At 35.2% G+C, this 23,846-nt stretch carries 22 protein-coding genes, 3 pseudogenes and 2 riboswitches; of the genes and pseudogenes, 8 read left to right on the top strand and 17 right to left on the bottom strand.

Annotated features, from left to right (window positions below):
• Positions 1-59: 59 nt before the first annotated feature.
• The 6 genes and pseudogenes from MKX83_RS12285 to MKX83_RS12310 all read right to left on the bottom strand — a co-directional run bounded on the left by MKX83_RS12285 (position 60) and on the right by MKX83_RS12310 (position 3,295).
• Entirely contained in the window at positions 60-776 is a 717-nt protein-coding gene (locus MKX83_RS12285) for a class I SAM-dependent methyltransferase (protein WP_341055582.1), read from the bottom strand.
• A gap of 177 nt (positions 777-953) precedes the next feature.
• Positions 954-1,417: pseudogene (locus tag MKX83_RS12290) on the bottom strand (GNAT family N-acetyltransferase).
• Positions 1,418-1,585: 168 nt separating this feature from the next.
• The gene (locus tag MKX83_RS12295; protein ID WP_307316908.1) at positions 1,586-1,789 is read right to left on the bottom strand and encodes a hypothetical protein; all 204 of its coding nucleotides are present in this window, start codon (positions 1,787-1,789) and stop codon (positions 1,586-1,588) included.
• Positions 1,790-1,885: 96 nt separating this feature from the next.
• On the bottom strand, positions 1,886-2,167 hold the full coding sequence (locus MKX83_RS12300) for a hypothetical protein (protein WP_341055585.1): 282 nt from the start codon (positions 2,165-2,167) through the stop codon (positions 1,886-1,888).
• Between the two features lie 158 nt (positions 2,168-2,325).
• Positions 2,326-2,811, bottom strand: a complete 486-nt coding sequence (locus tag MKX83_RS12305; protein ID WP_251284952.1) for an HIT family protein — start codon at positions 2,809-2,811, stop codon at positions 2,326-2,328.
• 217 nt (positions 2,812-3,028) lie between these two features.
• Positions 3,029-3,295 carry a hypothetical protein gene (locus MKX83_RS12310; RefSeq protein WP_341055588.1) on the bottom strand — a complete coding sequence of 89 codons (267 nt, stop codon included), beginning with the start codon at positions 3,293-3,295 and terminating at the stop codon, positions 3,029-3,031.
• A gap of 120 nt (positions 3,296-3,415) precedes the next feature.
• On the opposite strand from MKX83_RS12310, the gene MKX83_RS12315 reads away from it, so the two are divergent.
• A complete protein-coding gene (locus tag MKX83_RS12315) occupies positions 3,416-3,697 on the top strand; it encodes an AbrB/MazE/SpoVT family DNA-binding domain-containing protein (protein ID WP_341055590.1) in 282 nt (93 codons plus the stop codon).
• Positions 3,698-3,851: 154 nt separating this feature from the next.
• A complete protein-coding gene (locus MKX83_RS12320) occupies positions 3,852-4,472 on the top strand; it encodes a hypothetical protein (protein ID WP_341055592.1) in 621 nt (206 codons plus the stop codon).
• An 843-nt stretch (positions 4,473-5,315) separates the two neighbouring features.
• On the opposite strand, the gene MKX83_RS12325 is transcribed toward MKX83_RS12320, so the two are convergent.
• The 11 genes from MKX83_RS12325 to MKX83_RS12375 form a co-directional block, all read right to left on the bottom strand.
• Entirely contained in the window at positions 5,316-5,489 is a 174-nt protein-coding gene (locus MKX83_RS12325; protein ID WP_341055594.1) for a hypothetical protein, read from the bottom strand.
• Positions 5,490-5,809: 320 nt separating this feature from the next.
• Complete coding sequence (locus tag MKX83_RS12330) at positions 5,810-6,712, bottom strand: sulfurtransferase (RefSeq protein ID WP_340974964.1); 903 nt, start codon at positions 6,710-6,712, stop codon at positions 5,810-5,812.
• Positions 6,713-7,113: 401 nt separating this feature from the next.
• Entirely contained in the window at positions 7,114-8,238 is a 1,125-nt protein-coding gene (locus MKX83_RS12335; RefSeq protein WP_224936478.1) for an NADH:flavin oxidoreductase, read from the bottom strand.
• Between the two features lie 139 nt (positions 8,239-8,377).
• Complete coding sequence (locus tag MKX83_RS12340; protein WP_224936479.1) at positions 8,378-8,752, bottom strand: hypothetical protein; 375 nt, start codon at positions 8,750-8,752, stop codon at positions 8,378-8,380.
• 38 nt (positions 8,753-8,790) lie between these two features.
• A complete protein-coding gene (locus MKX83_RS12345; protein ID WP_340974967.1) occupies positions 8,791-9,138 on the bottom strand; it encodes a DUF2294 domain-containing protein in 348 nt (115 codons plus the stop codon).
• A gap of 388 nt (positions 9,139-9,526) precedes the next feature.
• Positions 9,527-10,573, bottom strand: coding sequence for an enoyl-CoA hydratase/isomerase family protein (locus MKX83_RS12350; protein ID WP_341055597.1), 1,047 nt, complete (start codon positions 10,571-10,573; stop codon positions 9,527-9,529).
• A 22-nt stretch (positions 10,574-10,595) separates the two neighbouring features.
• Positions 10,596-12,053, bottom strand: a complete 1,458-nt coding sequence (locus MKX83_RS12355) for a CoA-acylating methylmalonate-semialdehyde dehydrogenase (RefSeq protein ID WP_340974969.1) — start codon at positions 12,051-12,053, stop codon at positions 10,596-10,598.
• A complete protein-coding gene (locus MKX83_RS12360) occupies positions 12,050-12,961 on the bottom strand; it encodes an NAD(P)-dependent oxidoreductase (protein ID WP_341055599.1) in 912 nt (303 codons plus the stop codon). The genes MKX83_RS12355 and MKX83_RS12360 overlap by 4 nt, the downstream gene beginning before the upstream one ends.
• Positions 12,962-12,975: 14 nt before the next feature.
• A complete protein-coding gene (locus MKX83_RS12365; protein WP_341055602.1) occupies positions 12,976-14,643 on the bottom strand; it encodes an acyl-CoA dehydrogenase family protein in 1,668 nt (555 codons plus the stop codon).
• Positions 14,644-14,844: 201 nt separating this feature from the next.
• Positions 14,845-15,029, bottom strand: a riboswitch (cobalamin riboswitch).
• Positions 15,030-15,314: 285 nt separating this feature from the next.
• A complete protein-coding gene (locus tag MKX83_RS12370; protein WP_341055604.1) occupies positions 15,315-17,126 on the bottom strand; it encodes a YhgE/Pip domain-containing protein in 1,812 nt (603 codons plus the stop codon).
• Entirely contained in the window at positions 17,113-19,179 is a 2,067-nt protein-coding gene (locus tag MKX83_RS12375) for an efflux RND transporter permease subunit (protein WP_341055606.1), read from the bottom strand. The genes MKX83_RS12370 and MKX83_RS12375 overlap by 14 nt, the downstream gene beginning before the upstream one ends.
• A gap of 158 nt (positions 19,180-19,337) precedes the next feature.
• Between MKX83_RS12375 and MKX83_RS12380 the strand changes: the two genes are divergently transcribed.
• From MKX83_RS12380 to MKX83_RS12400, 6 genes and pseudogenes are all read left to right on the top strand, one after another.
• Positions 19,338-19,907 carry a TetR/AcrR family transcriptional regulator gene (locus MKX83_RS12380; protein WP_341055608.1) on the top strand — a complete coding sequence of 190 codons (570 nt, stop codon included), beginning with the start codon at positions 19,338-19,340 and terminating at the stop codon, positions 19,905-19,907.
• 206 nt (positions 19,908-20,113) lie between these two features.
• A riboswitch (TPP riboswitch) is annotated at positions 20,114-20,217 on the top strand.
• An 85-nt stretch (positions 20,218-20,302) separates the two neighbouring features.
• A complete protein-coding gene (locus MKX83_RS12385) occupies positions 20,303-20,911 on the top strand; it encodes a YkoF family thiamine/hydroxymethylpyrimidine-binding protein (RefSeq protein WP_341055610.1) in 609 nt (202 codons plus the stop codon).
• Entirely contained in the window at positions 20,911-21,519 is a 609-nt protein-coding gene (locus MKX83_RS12390; RefSeq protein WP_281203053.1) for an ECF transporter S component, read from the top strand. The genes MKX83_RS12385 and MKX83_RS12390 overlap by 1 nt, the downstream gene beginning before the upstream one ends.
• A pseudogene (locus MKX83_RS24640) lies at positions 21,494-22,171 on the top strand (ABC transporter ATP-binding protein); the annotation flags it as partial. The gene MKX83_RS12390 and the pseudogene MKX83_RS24640, both read left to right, overlap by 26 nt.
• A 141-nt stretch (positions 22,172-22,312) precedes the next feature.
• Positions 22,313-23,059: pseudogene (locus tag MKX83_RS24645) on the top strand (energy-coupling factor ABC transporter ATP-binding protein); the annotation flags it as partial.
• The gene (locus MKX83_RS12400) at positions 23,056-23,841 is read left to right on the top strand and encodes an energy-coupling factor transporter transmembrane component T family protein (RefSeq protein WP_341055612.1); all 786 of its coding nucleotides are present in this window, start codon (positions 23,056-23,058) and stop codon (positions 23,839-23,841) included. The pseudogene MKX83_RS24645 and the gene MKX83_RS12400, both read left to right, overlap by 4 nt.
• The last annotated feature ends 5 nt before the right edge of the window (positions 23,842-23,846 follow it).

The following is a 23,846-nucleotide window of genomic DNA, read 5'->3' on the forward strand; positions in this document are numbered from 1 at the left end:
TATGAGCGCTACCTCTTTATTAAGGAATAGCGCCCGATTGATGAAGATAATACTTGTCCTTATTTTACACCATGGAAAATAAATGATTTTGTTTCTACAGTTGCTTGTTTAATCTCCCAATCTCCATAAGCTTGAATTTGTGAAAAACCTACTTTTTGTAATGATTCATGAATTTCTTCCTGGGTTCGGAATTTTAATTGCATTTTTTCATGAATAACTACTTCATCCGTCCGTACATTTTTCACGGTTTCATAAAACGTAAAAATATCTTCAACGAACCCCTCGTATTCTGTCCAAACTTCAAGTGGCTCACCACTTAACTGATCCATTGCAACCTCAGGAGTTTTGTCTTTTTCCCACTGTTCCCACGGTTTCGCTAAAGGATTCCGTGTATCAAAAATAAAGTGACCACCCGTTTTTAATGCACGAAATGCATCCGAAATGGTTTTCTTCCAACTATCCTCTGTAAGAAATACTTGCGCGACATTCGCAGTCATAATTACAGCGTCAAACGCATTTGTTTGTAAATTTGTACTATCACCAACAATCCAAGTCACTTCGTCTTGATACTTCTTACTTTTCGCATATTCAATCGCTTCCTCATTCGGGTCAATAGCTGTTACCTGATAGCCCGCTTTTGCAAAATGAGTTGTCAATCTTCCCGTTCCACAACCCACATCCGCTATTTTTTTAACGTTTATCTTATTTAACAGCGATAAAAAGAATTCATCGTCTTTGCCCCAGCGGTTAATTTGGTCATATACTAATGGAATCATTTAATTACCTACTTTCTAAAACACACATGTTTTTCTTTTATATATTCCGCAAAATGGACCGATTCCGGCATACGTTTGCTCCATTAAAGCGCCCTTTTCATGAAGACTTGATTTCAAGATAATATTATTTACGATTTTCCATATTTTCCACCTTTTGTTGAACAAATGAATGCTAAATTAGCATTCATAAGCCATTCTCAGAAATTCATATGAGCTGCCATTTGTATCTTGCATAAATGTATCAATTTCTTTAAACCCAACTTTTTTGTATACTTTTATAGCTCTTTGATTAAAAGTTGCCACTGATAATGTAATTTATCTGGTGTAAATCTTGATTGGACAAAATCAATACCTGCATTTAGAAATACTAACCCTCTGCCATTGCCAGTCAAATCTGGTCTCATTCCTAAACCTATATCATAGGTATTAGTAGCTACTTTGCTAACACTGAAGAAACCAATAATTTCATCCTCTATAGAAACTGCAAAAATAGAGTCACCTCTTGTTTTAGGGTCTAAAAATTCTGCTAAATCTTCTTCATCAGCTTCCATATCATAAAAAGAATATTCTCCATCATAGTGCCAATTATGTGCAATATCCTCAGCTTGTTCCTGAGTCATAACCTCAAACCTATAAGTCATAAATATCCCCTCTCAACTCTCATCCTGTTCTCCTTGTTCTGCAATCCCCACTCCCTTAATACCAATTATTTCAAAAATTCCTAATTCATTCAATGATTTTTAAGAACAAGAAAAAACGCGATGTTCAATCATCGCGCCCGATAACAGAAGAACTTCAAAAAGCTATTTTTATCCTTCTCGAGATTTTGATATATAATAATTTAATGGTCCTGCAAAAATTAATCCCGCGACAACTGTCCCCAAGAAGACTGCCGAATATGAGAATAATTCAATATCACGATCAAAAAAGTAATCCGTAATAATGCGGAGTATAGTAATAATAACTGGAAATCCAAGTGACCAAAATAACATTTTTTTTAAACCTTTAGACATTACTTTTTCTCCCTTCCCTAAGAAAACTTATTCAACTAAATGGCCGGATTCTGACACAACTTATGCATTAAATCGCCCTTATACGGAATAGAAAGGTTAGGCTTTGATAACAAATTTTTTAGTAATTTTACCAAGCAGAAACGCAATTAAAATATAAATAATCAAAGGAATAAGGAAATTTTCAAAAGTAGCATTGAATTGTGTGTAGGTATAAATGAAAAATGATCCAAATATAAGAGAAACTACAATAACTGGGACAAAAGTTTTTCTGAATAGTAAAGTGAGCAAAACGCTAATAATAGCTAACCCAATTGGAAAATATACAAATAGCATATTTAAAAAACCCATTCCACCGAAATAATCCCAAAATGCTTGCACACTAACCCCCCTAGTATTTTTTTCCATTTTACCACAAATTTCTTTTAATTACCTAGTTGTTCCCCCCCTCAAATACCTTCTTCAAATATCTGTCTGAAATATAAAAAGGGCGCTTATTCATATTAATGAATCGCGCCCGATTATGGAACAAGGAAGGATTAGGTGTTTAGTTCTTTTTTTAATGCATTTATTCCATGAATTACTTTTTTTACATTTTCATCATTATTCAATTTGTTTCTTGCATGGAGTAAAACTGGTCTAACGGATTCCACCGAACGTCCAAAATCGTACATCCATTCATACCGGGGAACCATCCAAGTATGAAAATGGTGAGTAGTATCTTCATTGTAAAAGTAATAAACATATTCTATTCCTAATACTTCCCTTTGAGCTTTTCTAATCTTAGATAATAAGTTTATGTAATCAACCTTTTCTTCTTCATTTAATTCATCAAAACACTTAATATGGCGTTTCGATGCTAAAATAACTAATCCTTCAATGGGATATGCAACATCTTGGTGAGCATGAAAATATTTAGTTTCAACTATTACACCACCATCCGGTTCTATTTCCCCACTTGTTAATGCACAACTTAAACATTCAACTTCAACAGTTTTTCCATTAGACAAAGTGATTTTTCTCATAATTCCCTCCCAAAAACAAAACTTCTTAGATATTCGATTTACTTTCTAATAATTCCTTCCTTTACTCCACAATATGGCCCGATTGCGGAATGAAAAATTCCTGCATTGATACAGGAATTTTAATCAAACTTTATTATAAATTATCGAACTTTTTTACAAATTATCAGACTTTATTTTAAATCAACAATACAAACGAAAACTCTCATACGTTATGGTATCAAAAAGGTAAATCATCCTCTGGCATAATCGGATATATACTTTTAACTACCTCTGTAATATCATTTTCTTCATTCCAAGTCACTTGAATAATTTCCGTTTTTCTCCCTCCGTACTCAGCAATTTGTTGTTGAATCCATTCATACGCTTTAATCCCTATATACCAATCAGGATTTTTCTTAAATTCATAGTCGCTAATGAAAAAGCTACCTCGCCTCAAACCCACGCTTCCTTCGGTATTTAACTTTGTCATTATCACTACTTTCATTTAAATTCTGCTTTTTATCTTCATGTAAAATAAAGGTATAATTAACCTACCAAAATAATACTATCGATGTTCTTATGATAGCTATCTATTTATCTATAAAATATACGAGGTGAATCCATTTTGAAAAGTACAGGAATTGTAAGAAAAGTAGACGAGTTAGGAAGAGTTGTAATACCGATTGAATTAAGAAGAGTAATGGATATTAACATTAAAGACCCCCTAGAAATTTTCGTTGATACAGATAAGATAATCCTTCGTAAATATTCACATGCGCGTGCTTGTATGATCTCGGGCCATATAAGCGATAGCAACGTTGAACTTGCTAACGGGAAGATTGTTTTAAGTCGTGAAGTACTTCAATTACTACATAAAGAATTGGAACAATATACGACTGCGAAATAAGGGCATCTTGATTGATGTCCTTTTTAAGTTAATTAATTTTATATTTTTCCAACAGCCCCTTTTGTTCTTTTTAAAAAAAATAAAATTCTTTATAAGGATTTTTAGTAATTTTCAAGGAATATATAGTGTTATTAAAAAGAAAAGAGGGATAAGTGTGAAGAATTTAGTTAACTTTAGGTTGTTAGCGTATTTGGTAGTATTCATGTTAATTGGGGGACTGTTTCCTCATTTATCTAATGCAGAGGAATTTGATAATGAAGAGGAATTAAAACAATATGAAATAGATATTGAGAAGATGATTAGCGAAGTTGAACCCTATGTAACCGTAACTAATCAGGGGCGTTTCTTACTTAATCCATTTACGCCCAAAGCATTAAGAGATAAATATGACTTAGATAATTTAGAAGTACGATTAAATGAGTTGAATCAAGAAGCTGAACAAGGAATTATAACTATTTTATCGGATAAAACAATAATTCAAAATGTAGAAGTACAAGGAGTAACAAAAACTGTTAAACACTGGTGGGGATATACACGATATTTAAATAATAAGGATACTATAAACGCAATAGATCAATTAAGAGAGTTTGATAAAGATGTAAAATCCAGTTCGACTATTTTGAAAATATTAAAAATACCTGTACTTGGTTTTGTTGCAAGTGTAGTAAGTAACTACGGGAAATTGGTGGCAAGTAGACTTGAAAAGAATAATAAAGGAAACGGTACAATCCTGAGCATAACCTGGGCAATGGTGTTTAATGTGAAAGCTCAATAAAATTGATTAAGTTTCTACTTTTTTTTGTTATTTTTCAAAAAACCCCTTATTGATAAAAGACCATCCAATATTGTTGCTACGACTTCTAAAATCCAAATCATATGTTTTTTCTCCTCTAGTAATCTTAATTGGATGGTTATTTTTTATAATAAACTCGTATTAATCCAATTAGAGTGGAATAAAATGATAATATTATAATTCTTAGGAGGAACTATTTTTGGATTCTACATTTAAACAAAGTCGTTTACCCATGATATTAGGAGTAACGTCTATATTATTACCATATATCGGGGTTATAGTTGGAGTATTCGGGATTTTAACTTCTTCAAAGGTAATTAAAGACAGGGAATACATTGGAGAAACTAAATGGGCATCAAGAGGTAGAATCCTTAGTATAATCGGAGTTTGTATTCAAATTATCCTTATTATTTTATTATGTTTATCGATTATATTTTATTACATTTTACATAGCATCTGATTCTAAATGAATAAGAGTTTTTCTTGACAAATAAATATACATTTCTCATACATTCTAGTAGACATAACTATTTATTTATCGGCAATTGTAAAAAGCCAGAACCCTTGTGGGAACTGGCTTTTCATTTGCGCTTTTGTTGACCAAGTATTATACATATTAAGAAACAGTGATAAAGCACGATTTGTTCTTTTTAAAGAATGAGTAAAGAGGTGTATAAATCCCTTGCTAATCCGCTCATTGACTGCCTTTTTCTTAAGAAAAAAACCACCTTAAGGTGGCGGTCGTTAACGAAAAGATTCTGCTTCATTTGTCTTTTTTTGTTTTCTTCTTTCTTAATGGAATTCCATGTTTTTTACTATTTTCAATTATTTTCTTCGCCAACTCTTCTGCTCTCTTCCCCAGGGTTGGCAAGGCATAAAATTATCCTTATATTTAAGCTTCATTACTTTAGAAAAGAATTCTTCATACTGCGTATCTGTTCTTTCACGAATTATATCTTTAAAATTATACTCATAAAAAGCCTTAGATAAATCATCCATCACAGTTCCTCCCACTTTGAGTATATTCTATCTTGGTAATTAATTTTAAATCTAATAAGTATATTATACCTAAAAAACCATTTAATGGTTGTTTTATATTTTGAATATGTAACGATTAAGTTACTTAAAATACGATTACTTTCTTACCTTCTTATTCCACAATCTGGCCCGATTGCTGAACAAAAAGTCCTGCATCAATACAGGACTTTTGATCAAACTTTATTATAAGTTATCAATCTTTTTTATAAATTATCGAACTTTATAACAACTTATATATTTTATTTTAAATCAACAAATGCGAGAACATTCGTGGAAAGAATTTATTCATTATTGGTTGTTACTAGTGGCGCGTTTTCGTCTTGCACCCATTCTGTCATGGAACCATCGTATACAGCGACATCTTTACGGCCTAGTGTATATAGAATGAAAGCATTCCATGTAGCAGCAATCCCACCGCCACAATAAGTGATGACTTTTTTAGATTGATCAAATACACCGGTCGGCTCAAAAATTTCACGTAATTTTTCTTCATCTTTAATGAGAAGTGATTCATCATCTGATAAGTCGGCAAAGAAGACATTTTTACTATTAGGGATATGACCGGGACGGCCGTAAGTGTTTTTCTTACCACTAAAGACATCTGGTGATAAACAATTCATAATAATCATGTTGGGATCATCAATCGCTTTTTTGACATCTTCTTTTGTAGCTAATAATTCCCGTCTTCTTCTACCATTAAAAGTTGCTTTTGGATAATATTCAATTCCAGACTTAATTTCTCTACCTTCTTCTTTCCATTTTCTAAACCCGCCGTTTAAGATTGAGACATTATCAAACCCTTCGAAGCGAAGTTGCCACCAAACACGTGATGCCCAATCAGACGCGGCATTTGGGGAGCCGACTTCAGCGATTTTGTCATAAATAATTACATGCGTACCATCACCGACACCCAATTTTTCAATCCCTTCTACGAACCTTTCTCGGGATGGCAATGTAAATGCTTTTGGATCATCTGGGTTTGCTAATTCGTTTACTACATCTGCATGCACAGCACCTGGAATATGCTCTTCTTTATAAGCGTCTCGTCCGTTCGTTACAGAGTAAAGTCCATCACCATCTGGTAACTTTAAGAAAGTCGTCGCGTCTAGTATGCGGATATTTTCATCATTTAAATGTTCCTCTAACCATTGGGTTGAAACAATTGGTGGAATAGTTTTGGTCATACTTTTCTCTCCTCTTTCGATTTTTGATTAATATAACATTATACCCATCTGTTTACAAGGAATTAGGTTTGCAATGTTCATTTTTATGAAACAAACCATTATATTTTCATATTCCCTATTTACAAAGGTTAGAAACATTGATAAAAGCTTTATCATAGAAAACATTATTTATGAAAGCTTTCGAGCAAAAAACAATCTCCCGAAACCTGTTCATTGAATGGAGAGAATGAAATGAAGTAAAGACATTCGACATTCATACCAATAATTATAAGAAAATATCTTTTCGATTCGTCTCTACATTACAACTCAATCTTGCTACATAAGGCCCTCCTTTATGGAGGAAAGAAACAACGGGAAAAAAACCGATTCTTATTTTAATCGGTTTTTAAAATAATTTCCTATTAATAGAGGGTGCCTTCTGCTTCTTTTGTATAAATTTTCACCTGATCAAGTGCCCCATCTTTTAACTTAGTTACCCATTCTGGATCTGCAAGTAGGGCACGACCGATTGCCACGTAATCATATTCACCAGCATTCATTTTTTCATCGACAATTTTAAGATTTTTTTCAATGGTGATTTGTGCATTGTCTTCACTACTTAAATATGCGCGATTAATGCCAATGGATCCAACTGCAATTGTTGGTTTTTGTGTGATTTTCTTTGTCCAAGCAGCCAAGTTATATGTAGGGTGTTCATCTACAAATTCTGGTTCCCATATGCGTCTTGTTGAACAATGAAAAATATCTACACCCGCTTCAACTAAAGGTAATAATATGGTCGCAAGCTCCTTACTATTATTCGCTAACTTGGCTTTGTAATCTGTACCCTTCCATTGAGAATAGCGGAAAACAATTGGAAAATCGGGACCAACACTTTGTCTGCATGCCTTAACGACCTCTGCTGCAAATGTAGAGCGTTCCTGTAGGTCTCCACCATACTGATCTGTCCGTTTATTAGTCAGTTCCCAGAAAAATTGATCAATTAGATAACCGTGAGCTCCGTGTAATTCGATGCCATCAAATCCAATCTCTTTGGCAGATTTAGCAGCCTTTGCATACGCATCAACTAGGTCATGTATATCTTCTTCTGTAAGTACCTTGATCTGATCAATTTTCTTTCCTTTTAACGTGATGCCTGAAGGACTGACAGGCGGTGAATCGATGTTAGGTAGACTCCCGGCTTTTCTTGCTGCACCAACATGCCATAATTGTGGAATAATCTTCCCGCCGGCTTCATGTACTTGAGCTACTACATTTGCCCAACCTTTTAGTGCATCCTCGCCATAAAAAAGGGGAATTGTTTCACCAGCAACTGCTGATGGATGATCAATCGCTGTGCCTTCAGTAATAATAAGGCCTACACCATTTTCTGCTCTCCTGCGATAATATTGTGCTACCTTTTCATCTGGTACACCATTTGGTGAGAACCCTCTTGTCATTGGTGCCATTACTACCCTGCTTTTTAATTGCCCATTTCCAAATGACACCTTTTCCAATAAACTATGCCCTGCAATTTTTTCTACCATCTTTATCACTCCTTGCTTTCATTTTACAAAGAATGATAACAAATACAAGTAAAATGCTTTCAATTAACAGAATATTTTATTCATTTATCACTGCATAAAAAAACATTTCAACAAAAGGGATTGAAATGTTTTCTCTTTATTAGGAATCAGCTCTTTTAATTTCTTCAGGTTTAAAGCCATAAATAACAGAAACACCTAAATATAAAGAAAAGAAATCCAAGAACCAATTATTATTCCTTTCCTTTGTGTGAAGACAACGAAAGATCTCTTGGAACTGCATGCTTTCATTTGCCTTCACCACGGGGGTGATTCCGAAATATTTAATTACCGTATCTAAATTTAAATGTTTTGCAATCTTCAAAACATCCTCTAATAGTGAATAATAGATTGCGATTTCCTTTTCCTGAAATAGTTTAATCATTTGCGTATTTAAGTTAGTTAATAATAACCGTCCTTCTTCTTCATTCACAACAGGAACTTGATTTAACATTTCTTTTATATCGATTTTAATCACCTATTTTTCCAATTTTAATCATCTTAAAGAGTTGAGAGTTATACTTGCAAAGGTTTATCAAAAACATAAATCGTCATCGCAATATCTTTTTCCAAATCAATATCAGTAAAAATATTGATTAATTGAGCACCAACGAGTACTTCAAGTTTTTCAACCTTTTCTTTATCGCTATATAATTGTTTGATAAGGGTTGTTCGAGCTTCATGGACTACTTGGTAGCCTTTCGTTGATTCAATCATGAACTTCTCGACATTTGTTAAGTTCCCTTTCATTTCCGTAATCGCCCAACAGCCTGTAAATTTTGTAGTCATTTCTCTTGGTCCATTGCCTACATGTTTTTTTCGAATTTCTCTTATAATCATATTGAATTGATGTTCGATATTCATTAAAAGCGTCCTCCAATAATAAAGTCACAGTTTTTCCAAGGTAAGTGTATAGTGAAAATGTAATCTTATGGTCCTCATGTGCCCATTTGTTAAACCTATTTCTCTATGCATAAAATAAGCCCGCCATAAAATAGTTTGTTTTCATAAACTATTTTATGGCGGGCTAATAGCAAAGCAGCAGAAGCTACTCGTTATCCATCTCACCATTCACCTATTATTATATAGTAATAGGCAATCTCTTTACCTATTAGCCATATATTACTTATATAAGTATAATTTCTTTCTCAAAAAATATCAATATTATAGAAAAAAATTGCTTTCTCTTCTATTTGATATGGTAATAAGCTCATGCCCTTGCTGTTTCGTTTGATTTTCGTTAAGAGTTAGCTTACTTTTTTTGAAAGAATCCCTCAACATGTTGAGATGTAAAATCGGATAATTGTGCAAAGTCATATTGGGGATTGCGGTCTTTGTCAATGACCACAGACCGTACACCTTCATAAAAGTCACTATGGCTTAAAAAATTTCTAGCAAGTATGAAGTCTGTTTCTAAGCAAGTTGTGAGAGATTGTTCTTCACCGTCAATCAGTTGCTTAAGTGTGACTTTAAGTGATGAAGGTGATTTAGATAATAAGATATCACTTGTCGTTGTAGCGAAATCACTAGGATGTTGACGAAGAGAGTGTAGAATCTCTTCTAATGTTTGAAAAGAAAAGTGCAAATCAATTTCTTCTTGGAATTGTGATAACTTACTTTCTCCCCTTTCGTTATTAGCGTACTGGTTGAGTAAATCATTCAAATTATAATCGAGATTTACATCTAACCAATTCATATTCTCTAGATTTTCTAAGAGGGAGTTAAATTGTTCACTCTTGATGAAATAATCAGCTCCTCCTATGTAGAGAACATCAGATGCATGTATCGTCTCTGCCGTCAACGCTAAATAACGGCCAATATAGCCTGGAGCTTTGTTAAGGAAATAGGCTGCACCGACATCAGGAAAGAAGCCAATATTCATTTCAGGCATGGCCCACTTCGTCCGTTCAGTTACGATACGATAGTTTGCCCCATAAGTCAGTCCAACTCCCCCTCCCATTACAATACCATCAAGATAAGCGATAATGGGCTTTGGATAGTCATAAATTAATTGATCTAATTCATACTCCTCTTTAAAAAATTGCATTGCCAGACTTTTATTTTTTTCATTCAAGCGGGCATCGTATAAAGCTTTTATATCTCCACCTGCACACAAGCCTTTTTCTCCTGCTCCTTTGATCAGAATTATCTGTATGTGATTATTGTTTTTCCATCGCAGTAATTTTTCTTTAAGTGGTTGAACCATTGCTAAAGAAAGTGAGTTTAGCGCTTTAGGACGGTTGAGTGTAATCACACCTAACCCTTTATCATTTACTGTGAAGAGTACTTCATCTGTCATACAATCTCTCCTTCCATTTTTTTTAAAACCAACGTTCAGTTACGACTTTCTTTCTTGTATAAAATTGAACACCATCTTTTCCGTTAGTTCCTAAATCCCCATAAAATGATGATTTGTTACCAGCAAAAGAGAAAAAGGCCATAGGAGCAGGTACATTCACATTTACACCAATCATGCCTGCATCAATCTTCTCCCTGAAAATTTGTGCTTCTTTACCACTAGATGTATAAATAACAGCTCCGTTGGCAAATTTTGATTGGTTCGTTAAGGCGATACCATCTTCAAATGTTTTTACTCTAACGACACTTAAGACCGGTGCAAAAATCTCATCTTGCCAAATTTTCATATCGGATGTTACATTGTCAAATATTGTCGCACCTACATAATAACCATCTTCTGTCGTCTCTGTATCCCTACCATCTACGATTAAATGGGCCCCTTCAGATACCCCTGAGGCGATATATTGTAACACACGGGATTTATGAGTGTCACGAATGAGTGGTCCAACAAAATGCTCTTCAAACCGGCCATCCCCGACAGTAAGTTTTTTCGTTTCTGCTACAAGTAGGTTCATAAAATCATCTGCTATATCTTCTACAACGGCTACCACAGAACAAGCCATACATCGTTCCCCACTACTTCCAAACGCTGCGCCAATAACACCTTGAACCGTTTTTTCTAGATGACAACTAGATGTTACAACTGCGTGATTTTTCGCACCAGCTAATGCTTGTACTCTCTTTCCGTGAGCGGTGCCAGTTTGATAAACATGTTTGGCGACCGGCTCTGACCCAACAAATGAAATGGCACGAATTTCTGGATGATCTAATAAGCGATTAACCACGTCTTTTCCTCCATGTACAAGGTTTAGTACCCCTTTAGGAAAACCTGCCTCATAGAATAACTCTACGAGTCTACCAGCCAAGATTGGCGTTCTTTCTGAAGCTTTCAGTATAAATGTATTCCCACAGGCGATTGCCAGAGGAAACATCCATAAAGGAACCATCATTGGAAAGTTAAAAGGGGAAATCCCAGCAACAACACCAAGCGGATAGCGCCAAATTGAGCCATCTATCCCTTCGGCAATACTAGGAAGTGCATCTCCCATCATTAAATTAGGAGTGGAGGTTGCGAGTTCAACGACTTCAATTCCTCTTTGTACCTCACCACGCGCATCCTTTAATGTTTTTCCATTTTCCTCTGTAATAATTTGAGCGAGGTTTTCTTTTTCCTCTTTTAACAAATGAAGATATTGGTAAAGCAGACGCGCTCTATTTGGGACGGGTACTTCAGCCCACTTAGGATAGACCGCAGCAGCAGCTTTGACAGCTAAATCAACATCTTCTTTACCAGAAAGGGGGACGTAAGCAATAATTGTCCCATTCGCCGGGTTCGGTACGGCTTCCACTTCCTTACTGCTTGAATCAACCCATTCACCATTAATATGGTTTTTCATTGTTGGAATTTCTGTTTTAATCATTCCTTCATCCCCGTTTCTTTCGCATTTTTTGTTTGATCATTTTTCACTTTTTCATAAAGAACAGCCATATCTTGGCTACCATAACCCTCGTTTTCAGCATTTTTGTATATATTTAATAGTAATTCACTAACTGGCAATTGCAATTCGTGTTCCTTGGCTAAATCAAGCGCGAAACCAAGATCTTTATTTAATAGCTGCAAGGTAAAACCAGGACGATAATCTTCGTTCGCGATAAAACTTTTATAGTTTCTTTCATATATCCGACTTTGGCCGTAGCTCACATTCAACATCTCAAATAATTGTGCTAAATTAATGTTGCTTTTTTCTGCCAGATTTAAGGCTTCGCTTACACCAGCAGTATAAAAACCGATAAGTAAGTTATTGATTAATTTGACTGCAGTTCCGCTTTCAATTCGTTCATTCACATGAAAAATATTCTCTCCAAGAATATTTAACAATGGTTGGGATTGCTCGAAAGCTTGTTTAGGACCACCGACCATAATGGTTAAAGTACGATTTTCAGCACCGATTACACCCCCACTGACAGGAGCAGCAAGAAAATGAATGCTCTTCTTTTTTGCTTCTTCTGCTAATTTTTGATTCAAGCTAGGAGCAACCGTACTTGTATCAATCAGGACAATGCCTTCACGTGCTTTTGTAATCAATCCTTCCTCACCTAAATAGATTTCTTCCACCGCTTTCATTGAAGGTAAGCTTGTGAAAATAAAATTTACTTGCTTTATGATATTATTGATAGATAATCCAATCACACCTCCCGACCTTAGCAATGCCGCTTCAGCATCTTTGTTGAGGTCGACGCCGTACACTTCATTGCCTTCTGATAATAAGCTTTGCGCCATCGGTAAACCCATATTCCCTAATCCAATAAAACCGATTTTCTCACCCATCATTTAAGCTCCCTTCATTTCAGTAATTTTGGTTGATCAATAAGTATTTGTGCTAATTGCCTTTTTTTCAATAACAGATTGCTGTAGAGTGGGATTTGGTAATTTTCAATGTTTGCGAATGCAACGAATCGTTCTTTTTCATCAAGTATCGCTGCTGAAATCAGGCTAATCGTTTGTTGTTTCAAATATTGAAAGCATTGTTCGCATATAATATCAGTCGCTAAATCTTTCCACTTTTGATTTTGTTTTCGATGTTGCAGTTTTGATGTCCGCATATAAGTCGATTCCATTGTGTATAGTTCTGTGATGATATTAGCTAAAAGACGTGCATACTGCTGTTCCCTATTTATATCAATCTTTGCATTTGAAACCGCTTCCAAAGACAGCGATAACAGTTCTTTTCCAAACTCAATAAATTGGCTGTTTCTATCTTGGTGTAATGGTGTAGGGGTATTGATTGTGATATCTTTAGATGAGTGTTTGTGAAGTAAGTTTTTTGCTATGGTTAAGCGATTGATTTCGTTTGTTCCTTCAAAGATACGACTGATTCGAGCATCCCTATATAGTCGCTCAACATCGTAATCTCTCATATAACCGTATCCACCGTGAATTTGAACGGCCTCATCTGTTACATGCCCAAGCATTTCAGAGCATCGTACTTTGTTTATGGCACATTCCATTGCGAATGCTTTTAAAGAGGTGATTCCTTCATCTGTTGGAGCTTGATCAATCATATCTGCTGTGCGATAAGCGGCACTTTCACTTGCATAAATAGATGTCACCATTTCAGCTAATTTTTCTTGTATCAACGTAAATTTAACCAGCGCTCTATCAAATTGTTGTCTCTCTTTCGCATAGCTAAGAGAAAAGTTGAAGGCTTGTTTAGCTGTGCCAATATTCGAGAAAGCTAGCTTCAATCTAGCAAGATTTAATATATTCATGGCAACTTGATGACCTTTTCCTTTTTCTCCTAGTATATTAGCGGATGGCACAACGACATCTTCCAATATAAGAGTAGCTGTTGATGATCCATGAATACCCATCTTTTCTTCTTCTGCACCAATAGATACGCCTGCTATGTCTTTTTCAACAATAAAAGCAGTCATCCCGTCATTTGTTTGGCAAAACACAACAAACACATTTGCTATGTGAGCATTGGTAATCCATTGTTTTTCCCCATTTATTATCCAACTATCACTCTTGCTGTTGTAAATAGCTCTTGTTTTCGGTGAAAGTGCGTCCGATCCAGCTCCTGCTTCCGTTAAGGCATAAGCACCAATCCAATCCCCGGAGATGAGTTGTGGTAAATACTTTTGTTTTTGTGCTTCTGAACCAAAATAAACATACGGTAATGTGCCAACACCTACATGAATATTATACGAAACACTAAAAGCCCCACCGTATCCTATCTTTTCAGCTATAAGCCCGGATAATTTTTTACCAAGTGCAAACCCGCCATAATCCTCAGGTACATCAATAGCTAGTAGACCTAGTTCCCCTGATTTTTGAAACAGATTCTTAGCCACTTCATAGTTCTTTTTTTCTAATGAATCTATTTGGGGCAACACTTCATTCTTAATAAATAATTCTGCCGTTTGTGCAATGAGTTGTTCCTCTTCAAGAAAATCTTCAGGAGAAAAAATATCTCCCTTTTCTTCTAGCGTTTTTTTTAGCTTCGCCATCGTGCACTCCCTTTACATCTTTCTATCTCCTTTGATTGAGCGCTTGCTCAAATCAGTAGCAAGAAGCAAACCACCTTCAAACAAAAAACAACTCCTGTTAAAAGAAGTTGTCAAGTAACGAGTGGACAAACAAATAAACATGTGTTGAGTAATATACATGTTCTTCTATCCGCACTTAACACCCCCTATCCGCGTAGGTAATGATGTTGGCTAAAACAGGCAGGTCTCCTGGCTTATGGTCGTGGCGGATTTGTTCCTTCCCTATTCAATAATGAATAAGTGGTTATGTACAATCCGCTCGCAAATACAGTTGCGGGACAGCACCGGAGTCTAACCGGTTTCCCTTTTAAGCTTGATGAACAAGCACCTGTTTATTTAGCTTATTTAGTTTTCACACTAACAATATATCAATTTTTCGGAAAATTTACAATTTATTTTTTAGAATATGTATTCTCAGCTTAAAATGATGAAAAAGTTAGGCTCTTTATCATTTTTCTTCCAACCACAATATAAGCTAGAGTCATTGATTAAATCCACTCCTACAATCCGAGTAGAAGAAAGCCTAATTCTTCATTTTGACCGATCGTTTGATGTAACATGAAAGGTTTATATAAATTTACCACCAAAAAGAGAAACACGCCTCCTAGATTGCAGTGGCGTGTTTTTCAAGTTTACTTAAATAAGTTAAGAAGTTTCTCGAAGAATCCTACTTTATCTTTTGTTTCTTTTACATCTTCTTTGTTATCTTTTATTTTAATCTTATCTGTTTGGATGACAAATTGGACTAGTTCCAACTTTTCATTATTTTTATCTGATACAAAAGAAATTGGCTCATAATCAGATTTATCATATTGCGATATCATTTCATCCACTTCTTTTGTCACCTCATCAGGAATGTCTTTAGTTGCATCATGTAATTGTCCAGTTCCATTATGAAGCGAGCCAGCTCCTCTCGTTAGTTGCTCAGCTCCAGATAGAGAACCGCTAATTCCTTCATGGATGTCACTATATGATGTACTTAATTCAGAAACACCGCCTGTATAAGCAAGTAACCCTTGGTGGAATTGATTATAGTTAGATACCATTTCTTCAACACCAGATGTCAATTGTTTTAACCCTTCATCAATGTCAATTTGAAGAATAGATTCGTCTATATTAGATGATATTGCACGAAGGTTACCTGCTGCTTCTCTCATTGATTGACTAAAGGTTGATAGCGGTTCAACCATGTCTGTAAGGTTATCTTTGGCTAGTAGTAGAACTTCTTGAGCAGCTTTTGTCCCTCTATAGGTTTCTACCAATTGATCAATTACCTCTTTATCCGCATTACTTTCATATAATTTATTTATCTCTTTATCTGAAATTTGGTTATCTGGTATCTGCTCCAGAGCACGATTGATTTGTGTTTTTACCTCATTATAATTAACAACTACTTGGTCTACATCATTTGCTGCTTGTTCTAGATTATCCGCTACCTCAGGCAGATCGATTGTTACATTCTCGAGTTCCCCAATACCACTTACGCCACTGGCTTGTTTCATCTCATCTTTAATCAAAGATAAAGTATTATTTATTTGTGCTGATCCTTCTGTTAATTGGTTACCAGACTGACTTAATTCATTTAGTCCTTTTTTATATTGTGCAGACCCACCCTCTAAAGACCGTAAGCCTGATGATAGTTCATTCATTCCTATTGCTAAGTCTCCGACACCATGATGAATGTCACCAATTGCCTCAGTTAATGAGTGAAACTCACTCGTCAATTCTTCAGTATCTGGGCTTTCAATGGCAAGTGAAGCAGGTAAAGCAGATATTTGCACACCTTCTGTTTCAAAATGATTTGTTTCTGCCTCAATCGTAAATACTTCTTCCTGCTCCGGCATAACGGTAAAAGTGAGCTGCTTATCTTTGCCGGATTGTGCAACAGTGGCATTCTCGGCTTTTATCTCCTTGAATTTTTCAGTGTTCAGCGGTACGCTAATTTGCAGCATATAATTTTCAGAGAATGAAGAACGCTTACCTTCATTCGCTTCTACAGCAATTTCCATTTTTATATCGCCCGATTTACCAGCTAAATTTTCTGGTTCAACCTTTTTATTATTAAGGTAATAATTAATTGTAAAACGCCAAGGTAACTCAAAGTTATTTGGTAAGTTTCCTTGATAATAGTAATTTTCTTCTTTTGCTTGTAATGTGATTTGATCATTTTCTTTGCTAATTTTTGATGTGTCAGTTAGATTTTTAACCTTTTGGTAATTCCCAAAATCTTCTATCACACCAGGTTCTATCAGTTCAAACGAATTGACAACATATAATTCGGTTAGGTTACCGTCTGCTAGCAAGTTAGCATAAATCACTTCATTTTTGTTTGCTACTTTCCCTTTACTCATTCCGCCTTTAACTGTTTGTGATTCAGCATGTATATTCATCACAGGAAAGAAAAATAGGGAAGCAGTGATAAGCATCCATTTAATGATCTTCATGTTTTTCCTCCTTGTTACTAAAGTCCATTTGTAGAGATGTTTTTTGAATCAATTTATCACATAGTAATAATAACGCAGGTAGAAAAAGGATAACGAGTAAAAACGCGAGCAATGCTCCTCTACCTAATAATAATCCAATAGAACCGACGATTGGATTTGAAGAAGTTAGCCATAATATAAATCCGACACTAGATAAAATGGAGGCAGACACGATAATGGAAAATAATTTCTCATCAATTGTTTTTCTCATCGCTTGTTTTGGAGAAAGTTTTCCACGATTATGCTTATAAGTCTCTGTTAATAAAATGGCATAATCGACCGTTGCTGCAAGCTGTACAGTGCTAACGATGAGATAACCAATAAATACTAATGACGTATCGGTAAAATAGGGTATGGCGAGATTAATCCAAACAGAAGATTGTATTGTTAATAATAAGATAATCGGTAATGATAATGATTTGAATGTGACAAGTAACACGAATCCAACCGCGATAACGGTTAAAGTATTTACTAAAGAATTATCTTCTGTAACCGTTGATTTCATATCATAAAGTGCAACACTTTCGCCTAAAGTTAACGCTTGATTACCAAAATACTTAGTACCTATTTCCCTTATCTCTTCTACTAATTGAAAAGGAATATCTCCTTCTGTTCCTGCATCAGTATTAATGATGATTCGACTGTAATTATTAGATAAGAATTGTTCCTTTGCTTCCTCCTCTAAATATTCTTGCGGAATAGTCGAACCAACCATATTCGTGTAGCCAATTACATTTGAGACATGGTCAACCTCTTCAATAGATGCAATCATTTCTTTTTCTTTACCTATTTCATTATTAGGTACCAATAATACTACAGCGGTTGATTCGCCAAATATTTCTTCTACTTTTTGGATGTCTTGCCCTAACCTAGTACTGTCAGGTTGATCCCCCATTCCATAAGTAAATGAGGTTTCTTTTTGTGCTAAAAAGCTAGGTATAACGAGAAGTAAGACGAAAATCAAGACCGGAAACCTTAACTTTAATGTTTTTTTTCCAATACCTTTAAAATTTGGTATTAATGATTTGTGCTGTGTTTTTTCAATCCAATGATGGAATAATAATGTAAGTGCTGGAAGGAATACCATCACACTTATAAAACTTAAAATTATCCCTTTAACAAGGTTTAAACCTAGGTCTGATCCAATCTCAAAATCCATAAACAATAATGCAATAAAACCAAATAGAGTTGTAGATGCGCTCGAGGCAATGACACTAAACGATTCTTTCATAGCTAGTTTCATAGCTTCATTTGGCTCATGCCCTTGTTTACGATAATCTTGAAAACTATGTAATAAAAAGATAGCGTAATCCAAGGAAACAGCTAACTGCAAAATGGGTGCGACTGATTGTGTCACAAAGGACACTTCTCCTATAAAAACATTACTCCCTAAATTAATAATTACCGATACACCGATAGCCGTTAAGAAAAAGAGCGGTTCAACCCAAGAGTTTGTCGAGAGAACTAGTATAATGATAATAATGGGAATAAGTATCCCTGCAGCGAGTAACGTTTCTTGCCCTGTCATTTTCTGCTGCGTAGCTGTATTTGCAGCTTCGCCAATAAGTGATCCCTTCTCACCAATTATTTGATATATATCTTCTGTTGCTTCGACCTCTTTTCCACTCTCAATGGTGACAGAATAAAGAGCGTGATTATTTTTGTAGTAATTTTCTATTGTGCCTTGGTCTCCGGTTTCTATTGGTGTTCTTATGTCCATCGCATCATCTAACCACATCACATCAGTTACACCTTGAACCTTATTTAATTTCTCTTTGATAACGAGCGCTTCTTGGATTGTTACATTCTCAACCATTACGCTTGTATTTGGAATGCCACTAGTAAACTCCTCTTCCATCACTTCTAAAGCAACGGTAGATTCAGCTTCTGCTGGGATATAATCTTTCATATTATAATTAACATTCACAAACAGAAAGCCAATAGCAGAAAGCACTGATAACAAAAAGAAAATGATTGTTACAGATTTTTTATAACGAATAATAAACTCAATCATTATTGGTTTCCCCACTTCTTGATGTTGAAATTCTTTTACAGTAACATTATACATACCACTGTGTTAGATAAACAACAAACAGTTGTGTAAAAAATGTTTAACATCCAACATTTAAGCGTACTTTGTTGGATTTCTTTAAAAAAGTGAGGGTTTGTATGATGAACAAAAAATTGGATCGTCGGAAACAATATACTCGTATGGTGTTAAAGGAAAGTTTAATGGAATTATTAAGAGAAAAAGTAATCTCCTCCATTACCATTAAAGAATTATGTCAAAAAGCAGATATCAATCGTTCTACTTTTTATAGTCATTATCGTGATCAATTTGATTTACTCCAGCATATTGAAGATGAGATTTTGTTAGAATTACAAGTCACTTTAAAACAGTACAACCATAATGAGACAAATGAAACTTTTGCAATGACAAAGTATTTATTAGATTATGTTTATAAACGTAGTGCTGATTTTCTTATTTTATTTAGTGACCATGGTAACAAAGCTTTTCAAACGAGAGTAATTGATACTGCACAATCAATCATTATTAATAGTTTAAAGGAAGAACAGCAGGTCATAAATCTAGATAAATCAAAATATATGATTTACTTTGTAATTAGTGGATGTATTTATGTAATTGAAAAATGGTTAATGAACGGGATGAAAGAATCTCCGGAAGAAATGACAACCATTATTACTGAAATAAGTAATCGGGTTATTCTTCATTCTAAATAGGATGCGAATATATCAACATTCTTCACATCAATATTTTATTCACCTCTACTGTATTGAAATTTAAATTGTCTTCCCTACTCATTTGCATCATTTTACGTATCAATTAATATATTGTATTTATCGCTACTACATTATCAATTGACAAGTATTGGTTTACAGATAATGATTTTTTGCTTATGATAGGATAGACGAACAAATAAATATATCGAATGCGCTAGGGGAGCTATATTTAATGGCTGAGAAGGCAAGTGCCTGACCCTTATAACCCGATCTAGATAATACTAGCGTGGGGAAGTGCAGTTGGTCAGTGTATTCTCTTTTTTTCTGCATAGCCAAACTGCATTCCATCGGGGTGCAGTTTTTTTGTTCAAAAAATGTTAAAAGGAGATTTTTATATGAATCAATTATGTGGAACAAGTAGTATCGTAGGTTGTCAGTTTACGCTTTCTGCAATGAGTGAGAGGTATGTGGACATCATCTTATTTGCCCTTAAAGAAGTGAACATGTCAAAGGTGTGGGCTGAAACTGATGATGTATCTACTTGTATCCGTGGTAAGCAAATTCATGTTTTTGATGTAGTGAGGGCAATCTTTTTACACGCAGCTAAAACAGGAGAACACATCGCTATGAGTGGTACCTTTTCGATTGGTTGTCCAGGAGATTCAGCAGCAGATGTATACATGGACGAAACTGACATTGCCTTGAACAAGGACTATACAAAAGAAATAGACCAGCTTGCAGGTTGTAAATTTGCCCTCTATCCCTTAGGGAGGGAAGATTATATGGAAAAAATTTATGAGCAAATTGATTGGTCCAAGGAGACTGAAGTAAACGTAAGCCATAGCCATTATGCCACAAGGCTTGATGGCAAGGTGAATGATATTTTTAACTTGTTACAGAACGTTTTCGATCAGACCAAGCAAGATGTATCTCATGTGACAATGACATTCACATTATCAGCTAACAGCCCTACTGGAAAAGCTAAAGAAGTGAAAGTCTCATGATAAAATCATGGCGTCTGAAAGATATTGTTCTCATGTCAGTCCTGGGTGTAGTATTTGGCTTTATTTATTTAGGTTTTTTTGGGGTCGGTAAAGTTCTTGTTGCCATCCTTACCCCGTTTGGATTTGGACCCATTGGTTATGAATTGATTTATGGCATATGGTTTATTGTATCAATCATAGCTGCTTACATTATCAGAAAGCCAGGCGTTGCTTTTACAGCAGAAACCATTGCTGCTATTACCGAGGTACTTGTCGGCTCAACATCTGGACCCACTTTAATTCTTTCAGGGATGGTGCAAGGGTTAGGGGCGGAAATCGCTTTTGCACTGACAAAATGGAAAAATTACCAACCTCGAATTCTCGTTTTCTCAGGTGCTAGCGCAGCATTTATTAGTTTTCCTTACCATTTCTTTGTATCAGGTTTTCATGCCTATGAATCCTGGCTTATTATGACAATGTTTGTTATACGTCTCTTAAGTGGAGCCATCATTGCTGGTTATTTAGGAAAAATGTTAGCGGATCAACTAGCGAAAACTGGTGTGTTAAATGGGTACCCGATTGGGAAGGAGGTAATAGCAAGGCATGAAAAATCATCAACCAATTTTTGAACTAGACTCTTTCTCATTTTCCTTTGATAAACACGATGAACCTTCTGTAAATAATGTAAGCTGTAAGTTATATGCAGAGGAAGTGACTTTATTACTTGGAGCAAGTGGTTCTGGCAAAAGTACACTTACACTATGTTTAAATGGTCTATATCCTGAGGCGATTGATGGTTTTACTTCAGGGGACCTTTTATATAAAGGAAGAAATATCTCCTCCTACCCTAAAGGAGTAATAAACCAAGAAATAGGCATTGTCTTTCAAGATCCAGAAAGTCAGTTTTGCATGGTTCGTGTAGAAGATGAATTAGCATTTGTGTTAGAAAACTTGTCTATTCCCAGATGCCAAATGAAACAAAGAATAGAACATGTGCTAGATATTGTAGGATTATCACAATATATGAAACATAACATTCACCATCTTTCAGGAGGACAAAAACAAAAGGTTGCGCTAGCTTCTATCCTTTTAATGGACCCTCAATATTTAATTTTAGATGAACCTACAGCAAATTTAGATCCGATATCTAGCCTCGAGTTTATCGAGACAATTATTAAGATTCAAAAACAACAAAGATTTGGTTTGCTTGTAATTGAACACGAAATCGATGACTGGGAACCATACGCTCATCGGTTGGTTGCGCTTAATAACAAAGGAGAATTACTTTTAGATAGTACGCCGAAGGAAGGTTTTCAAAATCATTTACATAAGTTGACGAAGAATCGTATAAGAGTACCTAAAAGGTATGAAAATAGAAAAATGCCTATTCGACCATCAAGTGAGAAAGAAAGTACAGAAGTAATCGTTAATCTTAAAGATATACAATTTAACTATAAAAATAAGCAAATCCTAAATGAGCTTTCCTTTTCAATCAAAAAAGGGGACTTTTGCGCAATAGTTGGCGAAAATGGTGCTGGTAAATCTACGTTATTACAGTTAATAGCCAAATTAATTAAGCCCGTCTCAGGCTCGATCGATTTTTTAAACACTCCATTAAGTAATTGGCATGAAAACGAATTGTATAAGAATATGGGCTATGTATTTCAAAATCCTGAGCATCAATTTATTAACCAAACTGTATACGATGAAGTGTGTTTTGGTATCAAGCTACGTGGCTATTCTAGAGTAGAAACAGAAAGAATGGCTCATCATTTATTAACCGACTTTGATCTCTTATCTGATAAGTGGAAAAACCCATTTTCATTAAGTGGTGGCCAAAAAAGAAGGCTGAGTGTAGCAACGATGTTACATTCCAAACCTGATTTACTTCTATTCGATGAACCAACATTTGGACAAGATGCCTATACGACCTCTCAATTTATGCGTATAGTCACGCACCTAAATGATAAAGGGGTAACCATCGTTTTCGTTACACATGACATGGATTTAGTTGATTCATACTGTAATAATGTCTTGGTTATGCAACAAGGAAAGATCGTTTATGATGGTACACCTAAAGCACTTTGGCGAAAAACTGAGCTTCTAGAAAAAGCCAGATTAAGGATACCTTACCGCTTACGGTTGATCAATGAAGAGATGACAATATGATACACTCATTAAATCCAACCATGAAAGCTATTACGGTTATCTTACCTGCCATTCTGTTGAGCTTTTCCTTTGATATTATTACACCAGCGATTATGTTTATTTATATCCTGATACTTACCTTTTTCTTCAGTAAACTGAACATAAAGAAATGGTTGTTTCACTTTATACCTATGTCCTTTTTTGCGCTCGGATTAGCTTGGATGACAATGCTATATACGGATGATAAGTACGCAACTGGTCCTATTGTTTTTTCGTTCTTTTCTTTTGATATCAGGATGGGTAGCATTATAGTTAGTATGAGTTTAGCACTAAGGTCATTGTGTTTTATAGGGTTATCTTTACTCTTTGCTTTTACAACTGATCCCACAAAATTTATGTTAAGTTTAATGCAGCAAGTTCGCCTTTCACCTAAGTTAACTTATGGTATTTTGGCTGGGTATCGCTTTGTTCCAACCTTCAAACACGAATTAGACTTGTTAAAGAAAGCTCATCGTATTCGGGGCCTTGGTCGTGCGAAAGGATGGAGAAATCGCGTGGAACATATGAGACAATATTTTATTCCCCTATTAGCTGGTGCCATTCGGAAGGCTGAAAGAGTCGCAATTGCAATGGAATCAAAAGGTTTTACAGGGTCAAAAGATCGAACCTATTATACTGTAATGAAAATCAAGGCCACTGATTACCTATTTATTATCATCATGCTTATCATTTTAATAATCGCCTATTACGTCTCTTATCGATTGGGCACCCTTAACATATTTGGCCATCGGATAATGCCCTAACTTTA

It is taken from the genome of Cytobacillus sp. FSL M8-0252, assembly GCF_038007345.1.
Lineage (GTDB): Bacteria > Bacillota > Bacilli > Bacillales > Cytobacillaceae > Cytobacillus > Cytobacillus kochii.